Here is a 19,696-nt window from a genome sequence, read left to right on the forward strand (position 1 = left end):
ACACCCTGCGGTGAGGCAGTTTCTTGCCGCACAGCTTCCGAAGCTGGTCTTCCTCCTGGCCTTCCTTCCCGGCCTGGCGGTGACCGTTGCGGTCTACACTGGCGCCGAACGCCGGATCGAGGCCGAGTTCGTGCGCGTCGCCGACCTTGCTATCGACCGGGTGGTGTCCCGGCTGCAGCAGCATGTCGTGGTCCTGCGCGCCGCCCGCGGGCTTCTGTCTGCCACCCGCGGCGGAATCGTTCGCGATGAATTCCTGCGCTTCCTCTCCTCGGTCGACATCGTGACCGAGTTGTCGGGGGTCCAGGGCATCGGCTTTGCCCGGATGATCGCCACCACCGACACTGCTCTGGCGGAAGACGAGGTTCGCACCCACTACGGTCTGGACATCGACGTCCACCCGCAGACGGACCAGTCCTGGCGCACGCCGATCGTGCTGCTGGAACCCCAGAATCCCCGCAACAGCGCCGCCCTGGGCTATGACATGTTCTCCGAGCCCGTCCGGCGACTGGCGATGAACCTGGCGATCTTGACCGGCGAGGCCCGGATGACCGCCCCGGTGCAGCTGGTGCAAGAGATCACCAGCGACAAGCAGACCGGCTTCCTTGTCTATTTGCCCTTCCAAAGCACCGCGCAGCCCGCAGGCAGCCAGTCCCGGCCGGTCGAGGGCTTCGTCTACGCTCCGTTCCGCGGTGGCGACCTGATCCGCGCGGCGCTGTCGGTGGGTGCACCGCTGCCCGTCGCTCTGCGCATTGTCGATGTCGAAGCCCCTGGCACCCCGTTGTTCGATGACAGCTCGGACGCAGCGGCCCGACCGCTCCACCACAACCGCAGTCTGGATATCCTGGGTCGGCAATGGCGCTTTGACGTCTGGTCCGACAAGGCGAACATCGGGCAGGTTCGGCACCTCAGCAGCGTTCTGCTGGGGCTGACCAGCTTCCTCTTTGCCGCCGCGGCCGCCTATGCGGTCGTCGCCCGGCAGAAAGAGGCGCTGCAAGCCCGGGCCGTCGCCGCCGCCGCCGCGCGCGAGGCCGAATACCGTGAGCTTCTGCTGCAAGAGATGAAGCATCGGATCAAGAACCACATCGCCCGCATCCAGTCGATCTCGCGGCAAAGCGCCCGGGGGGCGACGGACGTCAAGGCCTTCACCACTGCCTTCGACGCACGTCTGCAAGCGATGTCTGCGGTACAGGAGATTCTGGCGGGCAGCGCCGTGGCCCAGGCCGACGTCCGGGCCGTCCTGGTGAAGGAACTGCAGCAAAGCCTGGACGCGACCGAGGTTCAGCACCTGATCGACGGTCCCCCTGTCCGCCTGGATGAACGCCAGGCCCATGCCTTTGCCCTGGTCGTGCACGAACTGGTCACGAACGCGATGAAGTACGGCGGGCTTTCGGTGGGCGGGCAGGGGCTGGAGATCCGCTGGTCGGTCCAGACCGAAGCCGGTGGTTCGCCCCGGATCCAGCTGCACTGGACCGAACGGATCAGCGGGCTTTCAGCGCCGCCAGAGACCGGCTCCGGCTTCGGGTCCCGCCTGATCGAGGCCAGCCTGAAAGGCGAACTGCAAGGCAGCCTGACCCGCGACTACGGACCCGAAGGGCTGCAGATCCGCATTTCCTTCCCCCTGGACCCCGCGCTGAACCGAACCAGCACATAAAAAGAGGCCCGCACCCACCAGGGTGGGCACGGGCCGGGCCTTCCGCTGCGAAAGGGCTCGGTTACAGCGGTCGACCGTTGCTTACTGCACCTTGTACTCGGGCAGGGCCTCCAGCTCTTCCTTGGTCATGTTGACCCAGAGCCGGACAGCGCCACCTTCGGTCTGCGCCACGGTCAGTCGGTCCATCGGGATGGCCACCGACCGCGCACCGATGCCAAGGAACCCGCCGACATCCAGGATCACGTCGGTCACCTGGCCCTCGCCCGTCAGGACAAGGTCCGAGACTTCGGCGATCGAGGCGTCGTCCGAACCGCGGACATCGGCGCCGGTCAGAAGCTCGGCCGTCAGGGTGTCACGCTCGACTGCGGTATACCCCTCGGGCAAAGTCATCGTGCCGTCCGAAGCCACGGTCGGGGCGGTTTCGGATACAGCTTCGGTCTCGGTTCCTTCGGCCACCGCGCCATCCGCCGGCATTTCGGTGTCGGTAGCGTTCCCGACGCCCTCAGTGCCTTCGGCCGTGGTCGACTCGGCCACCGCCTCGTCGGTCGCGGTGCCCTGCTGCGTCGTGTCGGTCGCAGTTGCATCCGCATTGACGTCAGCATTGGCATCGACGTCCGTTGCCATGCCCGGGATCATGTATTCCGGCGCGCCTTCCAGCGTCGCGCGGTCGGATTGCAGCACCAGGAACCAGTCGTCGGCATCCGTCGCGTCGTCCTGCACGACCTTCAGTGCGGCCATGTCGACGGCAACCTGCCGTTCGCCCATGCCCAGGAAGCCTCCGATATCGACCAGGACGGCGTCGACGGTGCCGTCACGGCCCAGGATGATGTCGTTCACTTCGCCGATGTCTTCCCAGCCGTCCTGCACGCCCGCATAGGCGTCGGCGTCAAGGGCGCCTTCGCTGGCATAGACGCGCGCGCCGATGACTTCCGACGCGGCCAGCGACGGACCGGCAGCTTCGGTCTGGAACGGAGAGGCGGCGTCTTGGGCCATCGCAGGCAATGCGAAGCCTGCCGCCAGAGCGGTTGTAAGTAGCAGAGCTTTCACGTGAATCTCCTTGGATTGCGATCGTTGATGCGGCTCCAGGCCGCTTGTGTCCCCCCAACGTCGCTGATCCGGGATGAGTTCCGACCCAAGTTGCCCAATGATCACGGGCTTGGCAAAAACCCGCGCATCAGACCATCTCGTCCGGGACCAGGGGAAAGGCGCGGCCAAAATCCTCGGCCGACTTAAGGTCGTAGGGCAGCAGAAACCCGCGCCGCAGGTCTGGCGGCAGTTTTGCGTTGCGCGCCGCCAGGCCCCACCAGGCGGGAATCGCCCGCTCGGGAGCGAAAAAATCGGCGGCAGCGCCGCTCGGCAACCAATGCGCCATCAGCCGCTGCCGCAGTCGCGCGACTTCGGCCGGACGTGTCAGCACCACGCCTGCCTCGGTGTCCCAGCGCAGCGAACGCCCGTTCAGATTGGCTGACGACACGATGGCTTGCGCATCGTCGAAAATGCTGACCTTGGCATGGATGTAGACCAGCGGCGCGCCCCGCAGCTGCGCCCGACCCTTCGCCCGCGTCCGGCGCGGTTGCGCCGCCCCGCCCACGAACAGCCGCCGCCCGAAGCCCCGGCGCAGGATGCGCAGGCACTTGGCCTGCAGGAACTCGCCCAGCCTTGCGTCAAGGCCGGTGGAGCCTTCGAACGCCACGTCGTCCGGTGCAGCAGGCAGGATCAGGATCATCCGCAGATCAGGATTTTGCCGCGCCGCCTCGGCCAGACGCCGCGCCAGCCGCCGATCCCGGAAATATTGCGTCTCGACATAGATCAGCCGCTTGGCCCGGCTGATTGCCTCGCGGTGCGCTGCGTCGATTTCCGCCACCGCCGGTTCGGGAGAGAGAAAGCGCCAGGCCCCCCGTCCGCGCCGCCGTGACAGGGTGCGGACAAACCGCAGCCCGGTGCGGTCCGGCGCAGGCTGGCCTTGCGAAACCTTGCCCGCGATGACGTCAAGGAACCCTAGCAGGTGCTGACGCGCGTCGTCCGCAACGGGACCTTCCAGCATCAGCTGCACGTCATGCCAGGTGTCGTGGCCCGGTTGCCGGTGCTCGGGCGTGTCGTAGAAGCGTTCGTCCAGATCCAGCCCGCCGATGTAAAGGCGCCGCCCGTCGAAAACTGCGAGTTTCTGGTGATGGGTCGCGGGATACAGCGGCGGCACCTGGAACAGCCGGGGCCTTGGCATCGCATCCTTGGCCACCAGCATCCGCCCGACCCCCGGCATCTCGCGCAGCGCGGTCAGCCGGTGTGACGTGACCTGCCGCCGCAGCCACCCCGCCACCCGACCCAGCCGCGTCTTCACTACGGGCCAGAACAGCAGGCGCGGCCAGATGCCTGCCACCGCCGAATGCATCGAGGGCACGACGACCAGCCTTGCCCCCGGCCCGGCCATTTCCGCCGCAGCCCAGAACATTCTTACGGTGCGCCAGGTTGCCCGGTGCAACCGGGGCCGCGCCACCGGATCGAAGTCCGACAGCACGATCCGCACCTCGACCCCGCGTCGCAGCGTGTGGATCATCAGATCGAACCAGGTCGTCCCGATGGCCTGCGCCTCGGGGGACCTTAGCCTGGTCTTCAGGTCGAAGACCCGGAACCCCGCCACGATCTCGTGCTTGGCCGACAGGAAGGCGCGCTCCAGTGCCGGATAGGCCTCGGCCGCCGTGACGAAGATCTCGACCGGCGGCAGGGTTGCTGGATGGCGGAGGATGGCGGCCTGCGGCACGACGGCTTCCAAGGTTGCGACCGGGATCAACCCCGCCCCGCCGCCCCGGTTCCCGTGTGCCTATGCCCGCAAGGTCGCGGTCGACGAAAAGAACATCGCCTGGCTGACAGCGGACCGCACCTGCTCTTCCGTGTAGGGCTTGTTGATCAGGAACGCCGGTTCGGGCCGTTCGCCGGTCAGCAGACGCTCGGGGAAGGCGGTGATGAAGATCACCGGGATATTGCCGAACTGCGCCAGGATCTCGTTGACCGCCTCGACGCCCGAGGAATTGTCCGCAAGCTGGATGTCGGCAAGAATCAGATCGGGCTTCTCGGCTGCGGCCATCTCGACCGCCTCGCTGTGCGTCCGCGCGTTCGAGGTGACCCGGTGGCCCATTCCCTCGACGATCGCCACGATGTCCATCGCGATGATCGCCTCGTCCTCGATCACCAGGACCGAGCCGCGGACCGACCGCTCCATCTCCTGCACGGCCACGTCGATCAGGTGCCGCGCCTCCGAGGCGTCACTGCCCATGATCGCCGCGACCTGGTCGTGGTCGAACCCTTCGACCGTGTTCAAAAGCAGCGCCTCGCGTGAGTTCAGGGTCAACCCCGCCATATGTGCCTGCGCCGCGCTGGACAGATGGTCATCGGCATCGGTGACAGGCGCACCTGCAGTGGACCAGATCGAATGGAAGACCGAAAACATCGAGACCTTCGGGTCAGGATGCGCGCCCAGCAGGGTAGGATCGGCGATGATCGATTCCAGGACAGCGATGGCATACTTGTCCCCGCTGGACTGGCTTCCCGTCAAAGCCCGCGCATAGCGGCGCAGATAGGGAAGGTGCCGGGCCACCGTTGCGGAATGATCGACCGCTTCCTGTGCGAACATCAAATTTTCTCCCTGATGCATAATTCGTCGGGAACCAAACGCGCAAACCCACGTTCAGTTCCCGTCACTGAGAGAATTTTCTCCGGCATCATGATGGACCGGAACCGGACATGGTAGGACGCGTTGGTGACGCAGGTATTGGGAATGGAATGTCATGAAGAAGGATAAGGAAGAGGATGTGTCAAACCGGCAGGCAATCCGCGCGCAGATCGACGAGAATCTGAAAAGGGTCTATGCGGCCACGCTGAACGAAGAGTTGCCGGACAGGTTTCGCGACCTGCTCGACCAGCTCAAGAGCAAGGCCGCCGGCAAGGGCGGACCGGAATGACCGCAGGTTTTCCTGTTCCTCATGCCGATCCCCGCGATCGGCTTGCCGGCGCCATCCCGAAGCTGCGCGCTTTCGCGATCAGCCTGGCGCGTGACGCGACGATGGCCGACGACCTGGTGCAGGACACCATCCTGAAGGCCTGGTCCAACATCGAGAAATTCGACCCCGCGACCAACCTGGACGCCTGGCTGTTCACCATCCTGCGCAACACCTTCTATTCGTCGCTGCGCAAGACTCGCCGCGAAGTGCAGGACAGCGACGGTGTTCATGCCGCAAGCCTGTCTGTGAAGCCGGACCACGACGGTCACATGGCGATGCGGGAATTCCAGAAGGCCTTCGACAAACTTAGCCCCGAACACCGCGAGGTGCTGATCCTCGTCGGCGCATCGGGCTTTTCCTGCGAAGAGGCGTCCGAAATGATGGGTGTTGCCATCGGGACAGTGAAAAGCCGCGCTAGCCGCGCCCGCAAACGTCTGGCAGAACTGCTGCATCTGAAAGACGGAGAGGACATGTTTTCCGGCACCGATGGCGCAACCCAGGCAGTCGTGATGCGCACGGCTGCAGCCGGATTTTGATCCGCCGCCTGAAAGCACTTTTCTCGTTCAGCAGCCTTGGCGTGCGCCTTGGCTCGACCATCATCCTTGCACTGATGCCGCTTGGCGTGCTGTCGGTCGTCCAGACCCGCGACGCGCTGCACCAGGTGGATGCGTCGACGCTGAAAGGCGTCGGCGGGGCTGCCTTGCAGGCGATGCGTGACCAGATCGAGGTCATAAAGGAGGCGCAGGTCTCGGCCCGCGTGCTGGCATCCGTGGTTGGTCGCCCAACCGGGGGCGGCCCGTCCTGCGTTCAGCAGGTCACCTCGATCAAGCGCGAGATCGCCCAGGCCACGGTGGTCGCCTACGTCCCGAAAAGCGGCCTCGTGACCTGTGCATCGACGGGCAAGGTCTATGATCTTTCCGACAATTCCGAGTTTCAGAAGATGCTGGAGCTTCCCCTGCCCAGCCTGATCTACGATGCGCAAGGGCAGCTCTCGCAGCAGGCGGTGGTTGGCGTCAGACACCCGGTCTTCGCCACTGATGGAAGCTTTATGGGTTTTGTGGTGATCTCGCTGGCCTACAGCGCCCTGTCCCCCGGGACCTATGACGATTCGGTGTCGATGTGGAACCCGGTTTACTTCGCCTCATTCACCGGCGACGGAAAGGTCCTGGTGTCCTCCAAGCCGGACCTGCCGCCCGAAGAAGCAATTCCGGGCAACCATACCGTCACCGAGCTTGCAGGATTGTCCGATACGTCCTTTTTCGTCGACGAAGGAAGTTCCCGGCATATCCTGTCGGTCGTCTCGGTGGCGCGGAACCTGTTCCTCGTCTCGGTCTGGCGGCCGGACAGCGCCAGTTTCTGGACCAACGTGGCAGTTCCCTACCTGATGCCTGCGCTGACCTGGGTCGCCGCCCTGGTCGCAGCCGCCTTCGCCTCCAACCGTCTGGTCGTCCGCCACGTCCGCGCCTTGTCGCGGTCGATGACCGACTACGTTTCGTCGCGCCAGCGCCTGCAGATCCCCGACATGGACGGCGCCCCGGACGAGATCCAGCGCCTTCACGCTGCTTACGAGCTGATGATCCGAACGATCGAACAGGAAGAAGCCGAGCTGCAGAACCTTGTCGTCGACAAGGACGTTCTGATCCGCGAGGTCAACCACCGCAGCGGCAACAGCCTGCAGATCATCGCCTCGATCATGCGAATGTATCGGCGTGAGGCAGCGGACCAGAAGCTGCGCACGGTCCTGGACGGGCTGATCAACCGGGTGATCGCGTTGTCGTCCACCCACACCAGCCTGTACACGCTTTCGGGCCAGCGGGATGTCTCGGTCGACGAGATTTTGTCCAATGTGATCAAGCGTCTGAAGGAAATTCACGGTGTGGCGCTGGGCGTTGCCTCCAAGCGGCTGCAGCCCGTCCGCATCGATGCCGAGGCCGCCGTGCCCCTGGCCCTCGCCCTGGCCGAGGCGATCGGCTGCTACTTCTCGCGCGGGGGACTGGGCAAGGACGAAGTTTCGGTCGCCCTCAGCGAAAGCGACGGCACCATACACCTTAGCGTCGAAGGGCCCGAGGTGGCCGAGCTTCGACCGCAGTTGACGGACGGCCTCGTTTCGCTGCCACAACGGATGCTCAAACAGTTTGCCGCACAGCTTTCCGGGACGGTCAGCATCCGGCTGGACGAGGGCCGCGCGACGGTCGATCTTGTGTTTCCCCGGCGCAATCCGCTGCGGCGGACATGAAAGAACCGGCCCGCAACGGGGCCGGTCCAATCTGCGCAGGTCATGGGTCAGTGGTGCCGCACCGTCGTCTGCGGATGCCCGGACGGCGTAAAGACCGAGGCCGCGCTTTCGATGTCGCTCTTCAAGGCCGAACCCAGCGTCTGTGCCAGTTCACTGGCCTTCATCGCTTCGGTCTTTGCGGCGGTAAAGGCGTCATCCATCAGCCGGTCCCGCGCTTCACCCATCAGCCGATCCTCGGTCTCGGTCTGTGGAAACAGGAAGGCCAGTGCTGCCCCCGCTGCCGCCACCAGAGCGCCCGTCATCAGCGGATGCTGTTCCACCTGCTCACGGCCCTTCTCTGCCAGCGCGATCCGACCGAGATAGATCCGCTCGCGGGTCTGCAGGGCCTGGTCGCGCGCGGCACCAGTCAAGGACTCCAGCCCCCTGCCCAGCGCGTTGCGCGTCTCGACGGCCAGCGCCGACATCACCTCGGCCCGGTGCTTCGCCAGTTGCGCCGCCGGGGCCAGACCGCGCCGCGCGGCGTCGTCAATCTGCCGCAGCATCTCCTTGGCGTTCTGCCGCAATCCCCGCGCTTCGGTCAGCCAGTCCTCTTCCGGGTCCACCGGTTCGGGTGCCGGCGGCCCGCCTTCGTCTTCCCAGCGCGTCAGCGCCTCGAAACGCGTGCCGGCCGTCACCGGAACCACCATTGGCCCGCCCCGGTCGCTCATCGCCTTTCGCCCGAAGATCAGGGCCGCCAGAGCCACCCCGGCTGCCGCCGCCGCCACCGGATGCGAGCGCACCGCGCCGTCAACCCGTGACACCAGCGGCGACGCCTGCGACATCAGAGCAGCCTTGCCTTCGGCAATCAGGGTCGCCGGGTCCAGACGATGACGCAGCGCCACAAGCGCCTGTGCCAGCGCCTGCCGGTCTCGCTCCAGGGACTGTTCGATTTCATGCATGTTTCGTTCAGACATGTCGTGCTCCCGTCTCGTTAAGGCCGGCCTGCACTGCTTCCGCGTCACGCCGGACGCCACGCAGCGCCCGGTCCGGCCAGATACCGCGCAGCCGCAGCGCCGCCCGTCCGGCCAGCACCAGCATCACCGCCAGCAGGCACAGCGCCACGCCGACAATCAGCGCAGCCCAGGCCGGGCCAAGCCCCGTCGCCGCCAGCGCCGCCACGGCGCCACCGGCCAGCACATTCAGACCTACCAGGGCAAAGATCGCCGCGACGACAATCTTCACCAACCCGCCGACGGCGTGTTTCACGCCCTCGGTCGCTTCGGCCTTCGCCAGCATCAGCTCGCCCCGGACCAGACGGCTGAGGCTGGCAATCACCTCGGACATGAGCGTCCGAATTCCCTCTGTCTCTGGTTCGGTTCCGCGCATCAGACCCGCGGTCCCTGGCCGTAATCAGAGTCACGCTCGGCCAGCCGGCGCTTGCTGGACGACCGGATGAAGCGTGCCGCCGCGAAACCGGCGATGGCCGCCGCCGCCATGAAGGCCCCGGGATGACGCTTGGCCAGCGTCTTGACGTCCGCCGTCAGATCCGAGACCGACCGCTGCCGCAGCGCATCCGAAGCCGTATGCAGCCCCTGCGCGACCGAGGTCATCACCCGCGACTTCAGCGCATCGCTGTCGCTGTCAGCCGAGGCGCGCTCCAGCGTTGCCGCAAGCCGCTCGCCAACGTCAGACAGGCTTTCGCGGGCCATGTCCGCCTTCTCGACAGCGACATCCTTCACCGCCGAAAGGGTCGAACCGGCGCCGCTGACAATGGCCTCCTTCGTGTCCTGAGCGATGTCCTGGGCCTTGCCCACGATGTTGCCCACGCGCGACCGGCCTTCGTCGGCTGCATCCGACGCCGCGTCCTTCATCGACGAGGCCGTGTCTCGCACCGACTTGCCGAACTGGTCGACGTTATGCTTCACGGTTCCCGCCGCAGTCTCGGCCGCATCCATCGCGGTCTTGCCCGCGTCCTGGACCTTTCGCCCCATCTCGCCCATCGAACCCGACTGCATCTGGCCGCGGTGTGAGGTGTCCTTGTCGCTCGCGTTCATCGCACTTCTCCTGAAATCCGTTTGGGATGCTTCGCACAGCCCCGCGTCGCGGCGCCGTCACTCTGGGAATACAAGTCCCGAAACGCCGATCCGGTTCCCAGGGCGCGTTCCCAGGGCGCGGTCGCCCCCGAAATCTTGTCGGCCTGCCCGAAATCTTGCCGGCACAAGGGAACCGATCCGGCCAGCGCGGTGTTCTTTCCGCAATCTGACGCTGCGCCCTGCGGGGCTTTATGTAATCAAAGGAGAAAACCCATGCTTGGTTGGGCCGTGACTTTCCTGATCATCGCGATCATCGCCGGTGTCCTTGGCTTTGGTGGCATCGCTGGCACCTCGGCCGGGATCGCCCAGATCCTGTTCGTCATCTTCATCATCCTGTTTGTCATCTCGCTGGTCCGCGGAATGATGACCCGGTGACCTCTGTCCCCTGAGGAAGCGGTCCTTCCCTGCCGCCTTCCCTTTACTGGGCTGCGATGTCCTCGCAGCCCTTTTTTCTTGGGCAGACGTGGTCTTTGCCAGAGAAATGTAAGGAGTTGATGATCGGTCAGGCGACGGCAGGAACCGCCCGCACGTCGCTGATACGCAGCTCGGTCGAGATGCCGTCCAGGTCAAGCGTACCACCGATGCGTTGCAGAAACTCCACCAGCGACCCGACCGCCCGACCGTCCTCCAGGATCAGATCGATACGCCCGCGCCGACGCCGCAACGCGGGCCGGAAGGTCAGCACGGCGCACATCAGCGAGAACACCGTCTCGCTTTCATCGCCATTGGCGGCAAGGACAAGTCGGTCCAGCCCGCCCGCCGCCTGTAACGTGCTGTTCAGCGCACTCAGCGAGGCGCTCTGCCGGAAATCCGTCAGGATCATCTGCGCGTCCGGCACTGCCAACTCTGCCAGGGTCATCTGCACCAGCGACCGACCTGCGACAAAGACCCTTGCGTCTTGGTCCAGGGCCAAAGTCTCACGTGGCAGGCCAAGCACCGCGTCATTGATCAGGATGACCTTCCGCCCGGTTTCCAGTAACGCCATCTGGGATCTCCTCGCACTCTACCCTGCCGAAACGCCCAACTGCCCGCGAAGTTCCCCCCGAAGTTCCCGGCCATGACAAGCCGAAAGGGAACCGCCGATGTCTGGGGGCGTTCTCCTTGCGGTTCAGCCGGGGGACAGAATGTCAAAGACCGATGACGTCGCAATGACGCAGAAGGATCGTGCAGATCTCTGGTCCGGCACTGGCCACTCCATCGTCTCGCTGACCACGCTCGCCACCATCACGGCCGTCGTCGCCATCCTTTACGTCGCGCAGGACCTGTTCCTGCCGCTGGCACTTGGGATGCTGTTCGCCTTCATCCTGACGCCCGTGGTCAATTACCTGCGCCACTGGGGGCTGCGCGACACCCCCGCCGTGATCGTCACCGTGCTGGCCGCCGGGGCGATGGTGGCCGCCTTTGTCCTGGTTCTGGCCTACCAGATCAGCCAGATCGGCATGAACCTGCCGCAGTACCAGGGCAATGTTCTGACCAAGGTCGACACCATCCTCGACGCGGGTGCCGACAGCCGGATCATCGCCCACCTGCAAGGCATGGTCGAGCGCATTTCCGAACGTATCTCCGCCGACCCCGAGGCTTCGAACCCGACCATGAAGGTCGAGGTCGTCGAACAGCCGGGTGTCCGCGAATGGCTGACCGAGATCATCCTTCCCGCGCTTGCGCCCGTGGGGATCTTCGGCCTGATCTTCGTCGTGGTCATCTTCGCGCTTCTGGAACGCGCGACCCTGCGCGACCGACTGGTGCAGCTGATCGGTGGCGCGAACATCCTGGCCACATCCCGCCTTTTGGCCGAGGCCGGGGGCCGCGTCTCGACCTATCTCCTCGCACAGCTTCTGGTGAACGTCATCTATGCCATACCGATCTGGCTTGGCCTCTGGATGATTGGCGTTCCAAATGCGCTCTTCTTCGGTCTGGTCACCCTGGTCCTGCGCTTTGTGCCCTATATCGGCTCGGCAATCTCGGCGATTCTGCCGCTGCTGATGGCCTTCGCCGTCTCGCCCGACTGGTCTCTGGTCCTGTGGACCGGGGCGCTGTTCCTGGTGGTCGAGTTCGTCACCTCGAACATCATCGAACCCTGGTTCTACGGCCACCGGACCGGAGTCTCCCCGCTGGCCGTCATCGTGTCGGCGATGTTCTGGACCTGGCTTTGGGGGCCGATGGGGCTGATCATCGCCACGCCGCTGACCGTCTGCCTGGTCGTGATCGGCCACCACGTCCCCAGCCTGCGGCTTTTCCCGATCATGTTCGGCGACCAGCCCGTCCTGGCCGACTCGGCCCGGCTTTACGACCGCCTTCTCGCGGGCCGCATCATCGAATTCACCGAGGCCGCTACGACTTCGACCGCCAAACACTTTCTGGCGGACTACTACGACAAGACCGCAATACCGGCACTGGCTCTGGCACAGGCCGATCATTCGGCGGGCCTCCTGTCGGACTACCAGACCCAGCGTATCGCCAGCGCCGCCTGGACGCTGACCGACGAACTGGATTCGGTCGTCGAGGAAGAGCTTGCCCTTGCCGCCGAAGGCCCGCAGCCTCAGACCGAAGGGGACATGACTCTGGTTACCAACGGTCTTCTTGACGGGATCGACCGCAAGATCCTGGTGATGGGCGCGCTGACCCGGCTGGACGAATCCGCTGCCCGGATGGTGGCTCAGGCGCTCACCGCCGAAGGGGCGGAAGTGGTGACGCTGCCGCCGCGCGCTTCGGTGGCCAGGATGCTGGCCGACTTCAAGCCCGAGACCGTGGTGGTGGTGTCGTTGGACCCGACCCGGGGGGCAGCGGTGGACCTGCAGATGCGCCTGCTCCGCCGCCGCCTGCCGGGTGTGAAGCTTGGGGTCGCGCTTTGGCCGGACCCATCGGAAACCAAGCCCGCAAAACCCGGCAAGGGCGCGGCCGACTTTGCCGTCTCGGGCATGGAAGAGCTGTTCTCCCATGCCTTCGACAAAAGGTCCGCCGACGCTGCGGCCTGAAGCCCTACAGCTCGGCCTCGCCGCGCGTGCCCAGGTCCGGTGATTTGCCCTTCACCGCCCCGGCGACGATCTCGGCAATGCCGCGCAAGATGCCGGGCCCGTCCCATACATCGGCGTGTCCGGGGTCGATCACCAACGTCACCACGTCATGCGCCTCGGGTCCTTGCGGCCAGAACACCTGCGCGCCGGGGTTCCACAGGTCCTTGACCAGACCCTTGTCCGGGTCGACCGTGGCCTGTCCGACCAGCGCCACATGATCGCCGCGCCCCTGGTAGCCCAGAAAGACCGAGCCATCGACCCGGATATCCCGCGCCGCCGAACTGTCGCTTTCCGTCAGGATGTAGATCACGCCCTTCTCTGGCGTGGGGATCGTCGACATCGGTCGCCCGCGCAGACCGTCGGCGCTGCGGGTGACCAGCATGGTGATGTCGATCGCCTTCAGCATCTCCCAGACCCGTTCCGCCTCGATCGGCTGGATTGCGGGCGGGTTCTGGGTGTTCTCATGGTCGCTGACCAGTGCCATCTTTCGTCTCCGTTGCAATGGGGGAAGTCTTGAGGGGGAAGTCCTGACCCCAACGCCCCGGCACGGCTGCGGGTTCCGGCCGCTACCCCGCCGCCTCCTGCCAGACCGACACCGATTGCCAGGCCAGCGAAATCCCGCCGCTTTCGATTGTATCGCACACGACCGGATCGCCCGAACTGTCGATCCGCCGCCGCCAAGTCCCCTCGGGCAACTGGAACTCCGCCTCATCCCCCGGGTTCAGCACGATCAGAAGATCGCTTTCCGCCCGGTGATAGCGCAATCCCAGCGGTGCCTCTTGCCCCCAGCCGTCCTCAGCCAGCGGGCCATCCGGTCCATGCCAGGTGATCTCGGGTCCCTCACCCTCGCCCGGACCGCGGGCAAAGCGGGAATCCGCCAGCCCCACCTCGCGCCGGAAGGCGACAAGGGCCGCCACCGCCGCCACCAGCCGGCCATCCGCCGCGTCCCAGTGCAGCCAGGAAATCTCGCTGTCCTGGGCATAGGTGTTGTTGTTTCCGCCCTGGGTCTGTCCGAACTCGTCACCCGCCAGCAGCATCGGCACGCCCTGAGACAAGAGCAGCGTCGCCAGCATCGCCTTCGACCGCCGGTGCCGCGCCTCCAGTATACCGGGATCATCCGACGGCCCCTCGGCGCCAAGGTTGTGGCTGATGTTGTGGTCGTGGCCGTCGCGATTGTCCTCGCCGTTGGCGTCGTTGTGCTTGCCGTCATAGCTGACCACATCGCGCAGCGTGAACCCGTCATGCGCCGCCAGGAAGTTGATCGAGGATGTCGCCGGTCGCTGCGAATGGTCGAACTGGATCGGAGAGCCCAACAGACGTTGCGCAAGATCGCCCTTCAGCCCCGGATCGCGCCGCCAGAAGGCCCGCATGTCGTCGCGCGCCTTGTCGTTCCATTCGCGGAACGGGAACGGAAAGCCACCGACCTGATAGCCGCCCTCGCCGATGTCCCACGGCTCGGCGATCAACTTGACCTGGCTCAGCACCGGGTCCTGCCGGATCGCCGAGAAGAACGACCCCTCCCGCTCGAACCCTTCGGCCTCGCGCCCCAGAGTGGACGCAAGGTCGAAGCGGAACCCGTCGACGTGCATTACCTGCACCCAGTAGCGAAGGCTGTCGATCACCATCCGCAGCACCATCGGATGGGCCACGTTCAGCGTGTTGCCGCAGCCCGTGGTGTCGAAACAGTGCCGCTTGTTCTCGGCAAGCAGATAGTAAGAGGCATTGTCGATCCCCCGGAACGACAGGGTCGGCCCCAGCTCGGACCCTTCCGCCGTGTGGTTGTAGACCACGTCCAGGATCACCTCGATCCCCGCCTTGTGCAGCTTGCGGACGACTTCTTTCACCTCGTCCGCCCGGCCCGTCTTCAGATAGGCCCGGTGCGGGGCAAAGAAGGATAACGTGTTGTAGCCCCAGTAATTCTTCAGCCCCTTGTCCAGCAGGAACTGGTCATGCAGGAAGCCGTGCATCGGCAAAAGCTCCACCGCCGTCACGCCGACGCGCTGCAAATGCGCGATCATTGCGTCCGAGGCCAGACCGCACAGCGACCCCCGGTCATCCTCCGGCACACCGGGATGCCGCATCGTCGCGCCCCTGGGATGGGCTTCCCAGATCAGCGTTTCTTCCCAGCGATGGCGCAGCGCCTCGTCGGCGTTCCAGTCGAAATCGGGGTCCACCACGACGGCCTTTGGCACGAAGGGGGCCGAGTCGCGGTCATCCCGCGTCAGATCATCGCCGGTATGCCCGAAAACCGCTGGGTCCCAGGTCAGCTCGCCCCGCAACTCGCGGGCATAGGGGTCCAGAAGCAGCTTCGCCGGATTGAACCGGTGCCCTTCCTCGGGTGCCCAGGGACCGTGGACGCGGTAGCCGTAGACCTGTCCCGGACCGACGCCCGGCAGATAGCCGAACCAGATCCCGCCTTGCATGTCCGGCAAGTCCAACCGCGCTGTCTCGACCTTGCCTTCATTGTCATACAGACACAGTTCGACCCGCGTCGCGTTCTCGGAGAACAAGGCGAAGTTCGTGCCCTCTGCATCACAAACCGCCCCGATCGTGTCGGGGCGGCCTTTGGTTGCATCGAAAGCGGGGGTCATGGGTTTCTCGTGGATCATTGCGCCCTCTGCACTTTGCGGTGCAGCGTAGGCCCGCCATGAAACAGCGAGAAGACCGGCGTCCGCAACGCGCCGCGCCGTGCCAACATGGCCGAATTGACCAGCGTGGTATCGCCCGAGACCCGGAACCACCGCGCGTCCTCCTCGGGGTCGTCGCCGATGTGCAGCCCGTGTGGGATTACCGTGTTCGGCGCGACGATCACGTTGGTCAACCGCACCCCGGGCGAGACGCGCGCCCCCGGCATCAGGACCGACCGGTCCAGCGCGGTCCAGCGGTCGGGATTGCCGCTGCCCACCATCGGCGACATCAGCCGCAGCCCGCCCATGTTCACGCTCGAGTTGAAGGCATCCCGCGGCAGCGTCGCCGCCTGCATCCGAACCTTCATTCCGGGGACCAGCGGCCTCCGGCACGGCGGCGGTCCAGCTTCGAAATCCAGCCAGCTTTCGCGCAACCCGTCCAGCGTGCCCACATCGCGCCAGTAGCCATCCCAGCGCCAGACCGCTGCCTCGCCGCTGTGCACCGCCAGCGGGATCACGTCCTCGCCGAAGTCCAGCACCTTCGGATCGGCCAGCATCTCGCGCAGCCAGGGCCAGTCAATGACGTAGATCCCCAGCGATGCCAGCGACTGTTTCGGATCGCCGTAGATCGCGGTCGGTTTGGCCGGTTTCTCGGCAAAGCCCGCGATCCGGTGGCCCGGACCATCGGTCACGATGCCGAACCGCCCGGCGTCCTCACGCGGGACGGGCATAGCCGCCAGCGTCAGCTTGGCGCCACTCTCGCGGTGGGCGTCGATGAAGCCCCGGTAGTCCATCGAATAGACATGGTCCGCCGCCACGACCAGCACCTCGCGCGCGCCCATCGCGTCCAGTTCGGCCGCATTGGCGCGCAGCACATCTGCCGTCCCGCGATAGCCCGCCGGTCCTGCCGCAGCCCCGTCGCGCAGCATAAGCCCGCCCTCTGGCCATACCGGGTCCCAGACCTCGCGCAGATGCGCCGTCAGCGTCTCGGGCCGGTACTGCGTTCCGACCATCACCCGACCCACGCCGGACCGCGCCAGAGCGGCCATCGTGAAGTCCACGATGCGATGAAAACGGGCGAAGGGCAGCGCCGGCTTGCAGTCGCGCCCGGTCAGCTCGAACAGTCTTGTGCCCTGACCGCCAGCCAGAACAATCGCGACGGTATGGTTCAGTTCGGGGGTGACGGACACGGCAACCTCGCTTCGGCATTGGTTTCTGGATGTGCCAGACCAACGTCCCGAAGCTGCCGCGGTTCCCTTCACAATCCGGTGGTTAGCGCGCTGAATTCAGTTCAGCCGATCGTCCTGGGGCTGGTGCTCATAGACGTCGTCTTCACGATTTGCCCCGCGCCGGACGACCATCACGCCCCGCATCCGGCGGCCCATCTGTCGGATCATCAGGTTGCGCACCGGGGGCAACAGCAGGATCAGTCCCATCGTATCGGTGAAGAACCCCGGCAGGATCAAGAGCACCGCCGCCACCCCCATCAGCGCCTTGTGCGCAAGAGGCGACAGCGGATCATGCAACCCTTCCTGCAGCCCCTCGCGCAGCTTTTGCCCACCCGACAGCGCCAGTCCCTTCAGCATCAGCACCCCTGCGACCCCGGTCAGCAGCACCCAGGCCAGCGTCAGCCATAACCCCAGCGCTGCCCCCAGCGTCACGAACAGCGCGATCTCCACCAGCGGCAGAGCCAATACACCCAGCACGACCCACATCTTCATTCTCCGCCTGCGTTCTTCGGTCACATGGTAGACTTCGCCGCGACCCCACCCTACATAAGGGCGAGCCCAAAGGTTTTAAACGGAAAGTCCGAGGTTACTCATGAACGGATCCCTGATCCAACTCCTGGTCCTTGCCGGGATCGCGATCTTCCTCATCCTGAAGCTCCGTTCCGTCCTTGGCACCCGCGACGGCTTCGAAAAGCCGCCGATCCCGCTGGATGACGTTCGCCCCCGCGTCCGCCGCGACTTCGAGGTGATCGAAGGCGGCCCCGACCGCGACATCATCGACCACGTCGCCGAAGGCTCTGACGCCGCCAAGGCTTTGGCCGAGATGAAGAAGGCCGAGCCATCCTTCACCGTCGGCCCCTTCCTGCAAGGCGCCCGCGGCGCCTACGAGATGATCCTGATGGCCTTCGAAAAAGGCGAGCTTGACCGCATCCGCCCCTTCCTTTCCGACGATGTCGAGGCGAGTTTCGCCGAAGCCATCGCCGCACGCGAAGCGCAGGGCCTGACGGTCGAGGCCAGCTTCCTTGGCATCAAGGAACTTGTGCTGCACGACGCCACCTTCGCCCCGGAAACCCGCTTCGGTGAAATCACCGTGCGCTTCGTCGGAGAACAGAACTACGTCGTGCGCAACAAGGTCGGCGAGATCGTCGAAGGCTCCCCGCGTGAGGTGAAGAAATCCCGCGACATCTGGACCTTCGCCCGCCAGATGGGGTCCGACGACCCGAACTGGCAACTGGTCGCGACCGGCGATTGATCCGGCCAGGATGCGCCGTGCGCTCCACCTCTGCACTCTGACGGCGGCCCTGATGGCCGCCGTTCCTGCTTCCAGCGAAGTCCTTGATTTCGAAGCCCTGGACGGGTGGCGCGACGACAACCACCTTGCCGCGCTGCAAAGCTTCCTTGGCACATGCGACCTGATCGGCAAGCCCGACTGGCAGCCGATCTGCGCCGTCGCCGCCGATGTCCCCAAGGACGACGCCTCGGCCCGCAGCTTCTTCGAGCTTTTCTTCAAGCCCGTGGTCGTCGGTCAGCCCCCCGCCCTGTTCACCGGCTACTTCGAGCCCGAACTCCAAGGCTCTCCCACCCGCAGCGGACGCTTCCGCTTCCCGATCTATGCCCGCCCCCCCGACCTGCGCGAAGGCGTTGCCTACCACACCCGGCAGGCCATCGAGAACGGCGCGCTGGCCGGACGCGGATTGGAGATCGCCTGGCTGGACGATGCCGTCGACGTCTACTTCCTGCAGGTCCAGGGATCGGGCCGCATCCGCATGACGGACGGCTCGGTCGTGCGCGTCGGCTATGCCGGTAAGAACGGCCACGCCTACCGATCCGTTGGGCAGGAAATGGTCCGCCGTGGCACGCATAGCATCGACCAGGTTTCCGCGCCCGAGATCGCCAACTACGTTCGGTCCAATCCCGGCGCCGGGCAGGACCTGCTGTACACCAACCCCTCTTATGTCTTCTTCCGCAAGATCGGCTCTCTTAGGCCCCAGGACGGCCCGATCGGCGCGATGGGCCGCTCGATCACGACACTGCGCTCCATCGCCATCGACCCGAAGTTCACCCCCCTCGGCGCGCCTGTCTGGATCGAAAAGGACGGTCGGCGCCCGATCCGCAGCCTGATGATCGCGCAGGATACCGGCGGCGCGATCAAGGGAATGCAGCGCGCCGACATCTTCTATGGCACCGGCGCGGATGCGGGTGAAGCCGCAGGCACGGTCAAGGACCCAGGGCGCATGGTCCTGCTGCTGCCCATCGACCGCGCCTTCGCCATGCTGGAAGACTGATGGCCCGCCGCCGTCCCCTTTCACCCGAAGAGGCCGACCTGTGGCGCAGCGTTGCACGGACCGCACGACCGATGCATGGGCCAAAGCTTCACTTGCCCGAACCGCCCCCCGTGACCGAACCGCCGCCGATGGCCCATGCCAAGCCGCGCCTGTCGCCGTTCGTCCTGGGCGAAAAGCACCGGGCAATGGAAAAGCGCGACCTCGCGCCTAGCCTGCCCGACCGCATCGGTCAGGCCCCCCTGCGCATGGATGCAGGCACCCACGCCAAGATGACACGGGGCAAACTGCAACCCGAGGCGCGGATCGACCTGCATGGAATGACACTGGCGGAAGCGCACCCGGAACTCATCCGCTTCATCCTGAACGCCCACTCTGCAGGGCTGCGTCTGGTCCTTGTCATCACCGGCAAGGGCAAGCGGCGCGACGATACCGGCGCGATCCCCCAGCGCATCGGCGCGCTTCGCCACCAGGTCCCGCACTGGCTCCACCTGCCTCCGCTCGGCCCGGTTGTGCTCCAGGTGTCCGAGGCACACCTGAAACACGGTGGTGGCGGGGCCTACTACGTCTATCTGCGGCGCCGCTGACCG

Annotated in this window: 20 protein-coding genes; 9 read left to right on the top strand and 11 right to left on the bottom strand. The window is 65.6% G+C overall.

The window, feature by feature from the left end; genetic code table 11:
• The first annotated feature begins 10 nt into the window (after positions 1-10).
• Complete coding sequence (locus Q8M85_RS19420) at positions 11-1,651, top strand: CHASE domain-containing protein (RefSeq protein ID WP_305547650.1); 1,641 nt, start codon at positions 11-13, stop codon at positions 1,649-1,651.
• A gap of 81 nt (positions 1,652-1,732) precedes the next feature.
• On the opposite strand, the gene Q8M85_RS19425 is transcribed toward Q8M85_RS19420, so the two are convergent.
• From Q8M85_RS19425 to Q8M85_RS19435, 3 genes are all read right to left on the bottom strand, one after another.
• Positions 1,733-2,698: a PRC-barrel domain-containing protein gene (locus Q8M85_RS19425; protein ID WP_305547651.1), complete on the bottom strand. Its 966-nt coding sequence runs from the start codon at positions 2,696-2,698 to the stop codon at positions 1,733-1,735.
• A 127-nt stretch (positions 2,699-2,825) separates the two neighbouring features.
• Positions 2,826-4,439: a phospholipase D family protein gene (locus Q8M85_RS19430; RefSeq protein WP_305547652.1), complete on the bottom strand. Its 1,614-nt coding sequence runs from the start codon at positions 4,437-4,439 to the stop codon at positions 2,826-2,828.
• Positions 4,440-4,469: 30 nt separating this feature from the next.
• Positions 4,470-5,279: a response regulator gene (locus Q8M85_RS19435; protein WP_305547654.1), complete on the bottom strand. Its 810-nt coding sequence runs from the start codon at positions 5,277-5,279 to the stop codon at positions 4,470-4,472.
• 154 nt (positions 5,280-5,433) lie between these two features.
• Between Q8M85_RS19435 and Q8M85_RS19440 the strand changes: the two genes are divergently transcribed.
• Genes Q8M85_RS19440 through Q8M85_RS19450 form a run of 3 tightly spaced genes read left to right on the top strand, consistent with a single transcriptional unit; the run spans position 5,434 to position 7,882 of the window.
• A complete protein-coding gene (locus tag Q8M85_RS19440) occupies positions 5,434-5,607 on the top strand; it encodes a NepR family anti-sigma factor (protein WP_305547656.1) in 174 nt (57 codons plus the stop codon).
• Positions 5,604-6,182: an RNA polymerase sigma factor gene (locus Q8M85_RS19445; RefSeq protein WP_305547658.1), complete on the top strand. Its 579-nt coding sequence runs from the start codon at positions 5,604-5,606 to the stop codon at positions 6,180-6,182. Before Q8M85_RS19440 ends, Q8M85_RS19445 begins: the two co-directional genes overlap by 4 nt.
• Complete coding sequence (locus tag Q8M85_RS19450; protein WP_305547661.1) at positions 6,179-7,882, top strand: sensor histidine kinase; 1,704 nt, start codon at positions 6,179-6,181, stop codon at positions 7,880-7,882. The genes Q8M85_RS19445 and Q8M85_RS19450 overlap by 4 nt, the downstream gene beginning before the upstream one ends.
• Positions 7,883-7,929: 47 nt before the next feature.
• Here Q8M85_RS19450 and Q8M85_RS19455 read toward each other — a convergent pair whose 3' ends face one another.
• The 3 genes from Q8M85_RS19455 to Q8M85_RS19465 are packed head-to-tail and all read right to left on the bottom strand — an operon-like array spanning position 7,930 to position 9,915.
• A complete protein-coding gene (locus Q8M85_RS19455) occupies positions 7,930-8,835 on the bottom strand; it encodes a hypothetical protein (RefSeq protein WP_305547663.1) in 906 nt (301 codons plus the stop codon).
• Positions 8,828-9,205 carry a phage holin family protein gene (locus Q8M85_RS19460; RefSeq protein WP_305547665.1) on the bottom strand — a complete coding sequence of 126 codons (378 nt, stop codon included), beginning with the start codon at positions 9,203-9,205 and terminating at the stop codon, positions 8,828-8,830. The genes Q8M85_RS19455 and Q8M85_RS19460 overlap by 8 nt, the downstream gene beginning before the upstream one ends.
• A 41-nt stretch (positions 9,206-9,246) precedes the next feature.
• Positions 9,247-9,915: a hypothetical protein gene (locus tag Q8M85_RS19465; protein WP_305547667.1), complete on the bottom strand. Its 669-nt coding sequence runs from the start codon at positions 9,913-9,915 to the stop codon at positions 9,247-9,249.
• Positions 9,916-10,167: 252 nt separating this feature from the next.
• Here Q8M85_RS19465 and Q8M85_RS19470 point away from each other — a divergent pair, with 252 nt between their 5' ends.
• Positions 10,168-10,329, top strand: a complete 162-nt coding sequence (locus Q8M85_RS19470; RefSeq protein ID WP_295072261.1) for a DUF1328 domain-containing protein — start codon at positions 10,168-10,170, stop codon at positions 10,327-10,329.
• 127 nt (positions 10,330-10,456) lie between these two features.
• Here the strand turns inward: Q8M85_RS19470 and Q8M85_RS19475 are convergent, their stop codons facing one another.
• Entirely contained in the window at positions 10,457-10,939 is a 483-nt protein-coding gene (locus tag Q8M85_RS19475; protein ID WP_305547672.1) for a hypothetical protein, read from the bottom strand.
• 139 nt (positions 10,940-11,078) lie between these two features.
• Here Q8M85_RS19475 and Q8M85_RS19480 point away from each other — a divergent pair, with 139 nt between their 5' ends.
• Complete coding sequence (locus tag Q8M85_RS19480; RefSeq protein WP_305547674.1) at positions 11,079-12,929, top strand: AI-2E family transporter; 1,851 nt, start codon at positions 11,079-11,081, stop codon at positions 12,927-12,929.
• Positions 12,930-12,933: 4 nt separating this feature from the next.
• Here Q8M85_RS19480 and Q8M85_RS19485 read toward each other — a convergent pair whose 3' ends face one another.
• From Q8M85_RS19485 to Q8M85_RS19500, 4 genes are all read right to left on the bottom strand, one after another.
• Positions 12,934-13,452, bottom strand: coding sequence for a pyridoxamine 5'-phosphate oxidase family protein (locus Q8M85_RS19485; protein WP_305547676.1), 519 nt, complete (start codon positions 13,450-13,452; stop codon positions 12,934-12,936).
• A gap of 82 nt (positions 13,453-13,534) precedes the next feature.
• Positions 13,535-15,559, bottom strand: a complete 2,025-nt coding sequence (gene glgX, locus Q8M85_RS19490; protein ID WP_305547679.1) for a glycogen debranching protein GlgX — start codon at positions 15,557-15,559, stop codon at positions 13,535-13,537.
• A gap of 14 nt (positions 15,560-15,573) precedes the next feature.
• Positions 15,574-16,785, bottom strand: coding sequence for a glucose-1-phosphate adenylyltransferase family protein (locus Q8M85_RS19495; RefSeq protein WP_305547681.1), 1,212 nt, complete (start codon positions 16,783-16,785; stop codon positions 15,574-15,576).
• 96 nt (positions 16,786-16,881) lie between these two features.
• Positions 16,882-17,316: an FxsA family protein gene (locus Q8M85_RS19500; protein ID WP_305547683.1), complete on the bottom strand. Its 435-nt coding sequence runs from the start codon at positions 17,314-17,316 to the stop codon at positions 16,882-16,884.
• A gap of 100 nt (positions 17,317-17,416) precedes the next feature.
• Here Q8M85_RS19500 and Q8M85_RS19505 point away from each other — a divergent pair, with 100 nt between their 5' ends.
• Genes Q8M85_RS19505 through Q8M85_RS19515 form a run of 3 tightly spaced genes read left to right on the top strand, consistent with a single transcriptional unit; the run spans position 17,417 to position 19,693 of the window.
• Positions 17,417-18,076 carry a Tim44/TimA family putative adaptor protein gene (locus Q8M85_RS19505; protein ID WP_305547685.1) on the top strand — a complete coding sequence of 220 codons (660 nt, stop codon included), beginning with the start codon at positions 17,417-17,419 and terminating at the stop codon, positions 18,074-18,076.
• A 10-nt stretch (positions 18,077-18,086) separates the two neighbouring features.
• Entirely contained in the window at positions 18,087-19,109 is a 1,023-nt protein-coding gene (locus Q8M85_RS19510; protein WP_305547686.1) for a murein transglycosylase A, read from the top strand.
• Entirely contained in the window at positions 19,109-19,693 is a 585-nt protein-coding gene (locus Q8M85_RS19515) for a Smr/MutS family protein (RefSeq protein WP_305547687.1), read from the top strand. Before Q8M85_RS19510 ends, Q8M85_RS19515 begins: the two co-directional genes overlap by 1 nt.
• The last annotated feature ends 3 nt before the right edge of the window (positions 19,694-19,696 follow it).

Origin of the sequence: Tabrizicola sp., assembly GCF_030694085.1 — a bacterium.
Lineage (GTDB): Bacteria > Pseudomonadota > Alphaproteobacteria > Rhodobacterales > Rhodobacteraceae > Tabrizicola.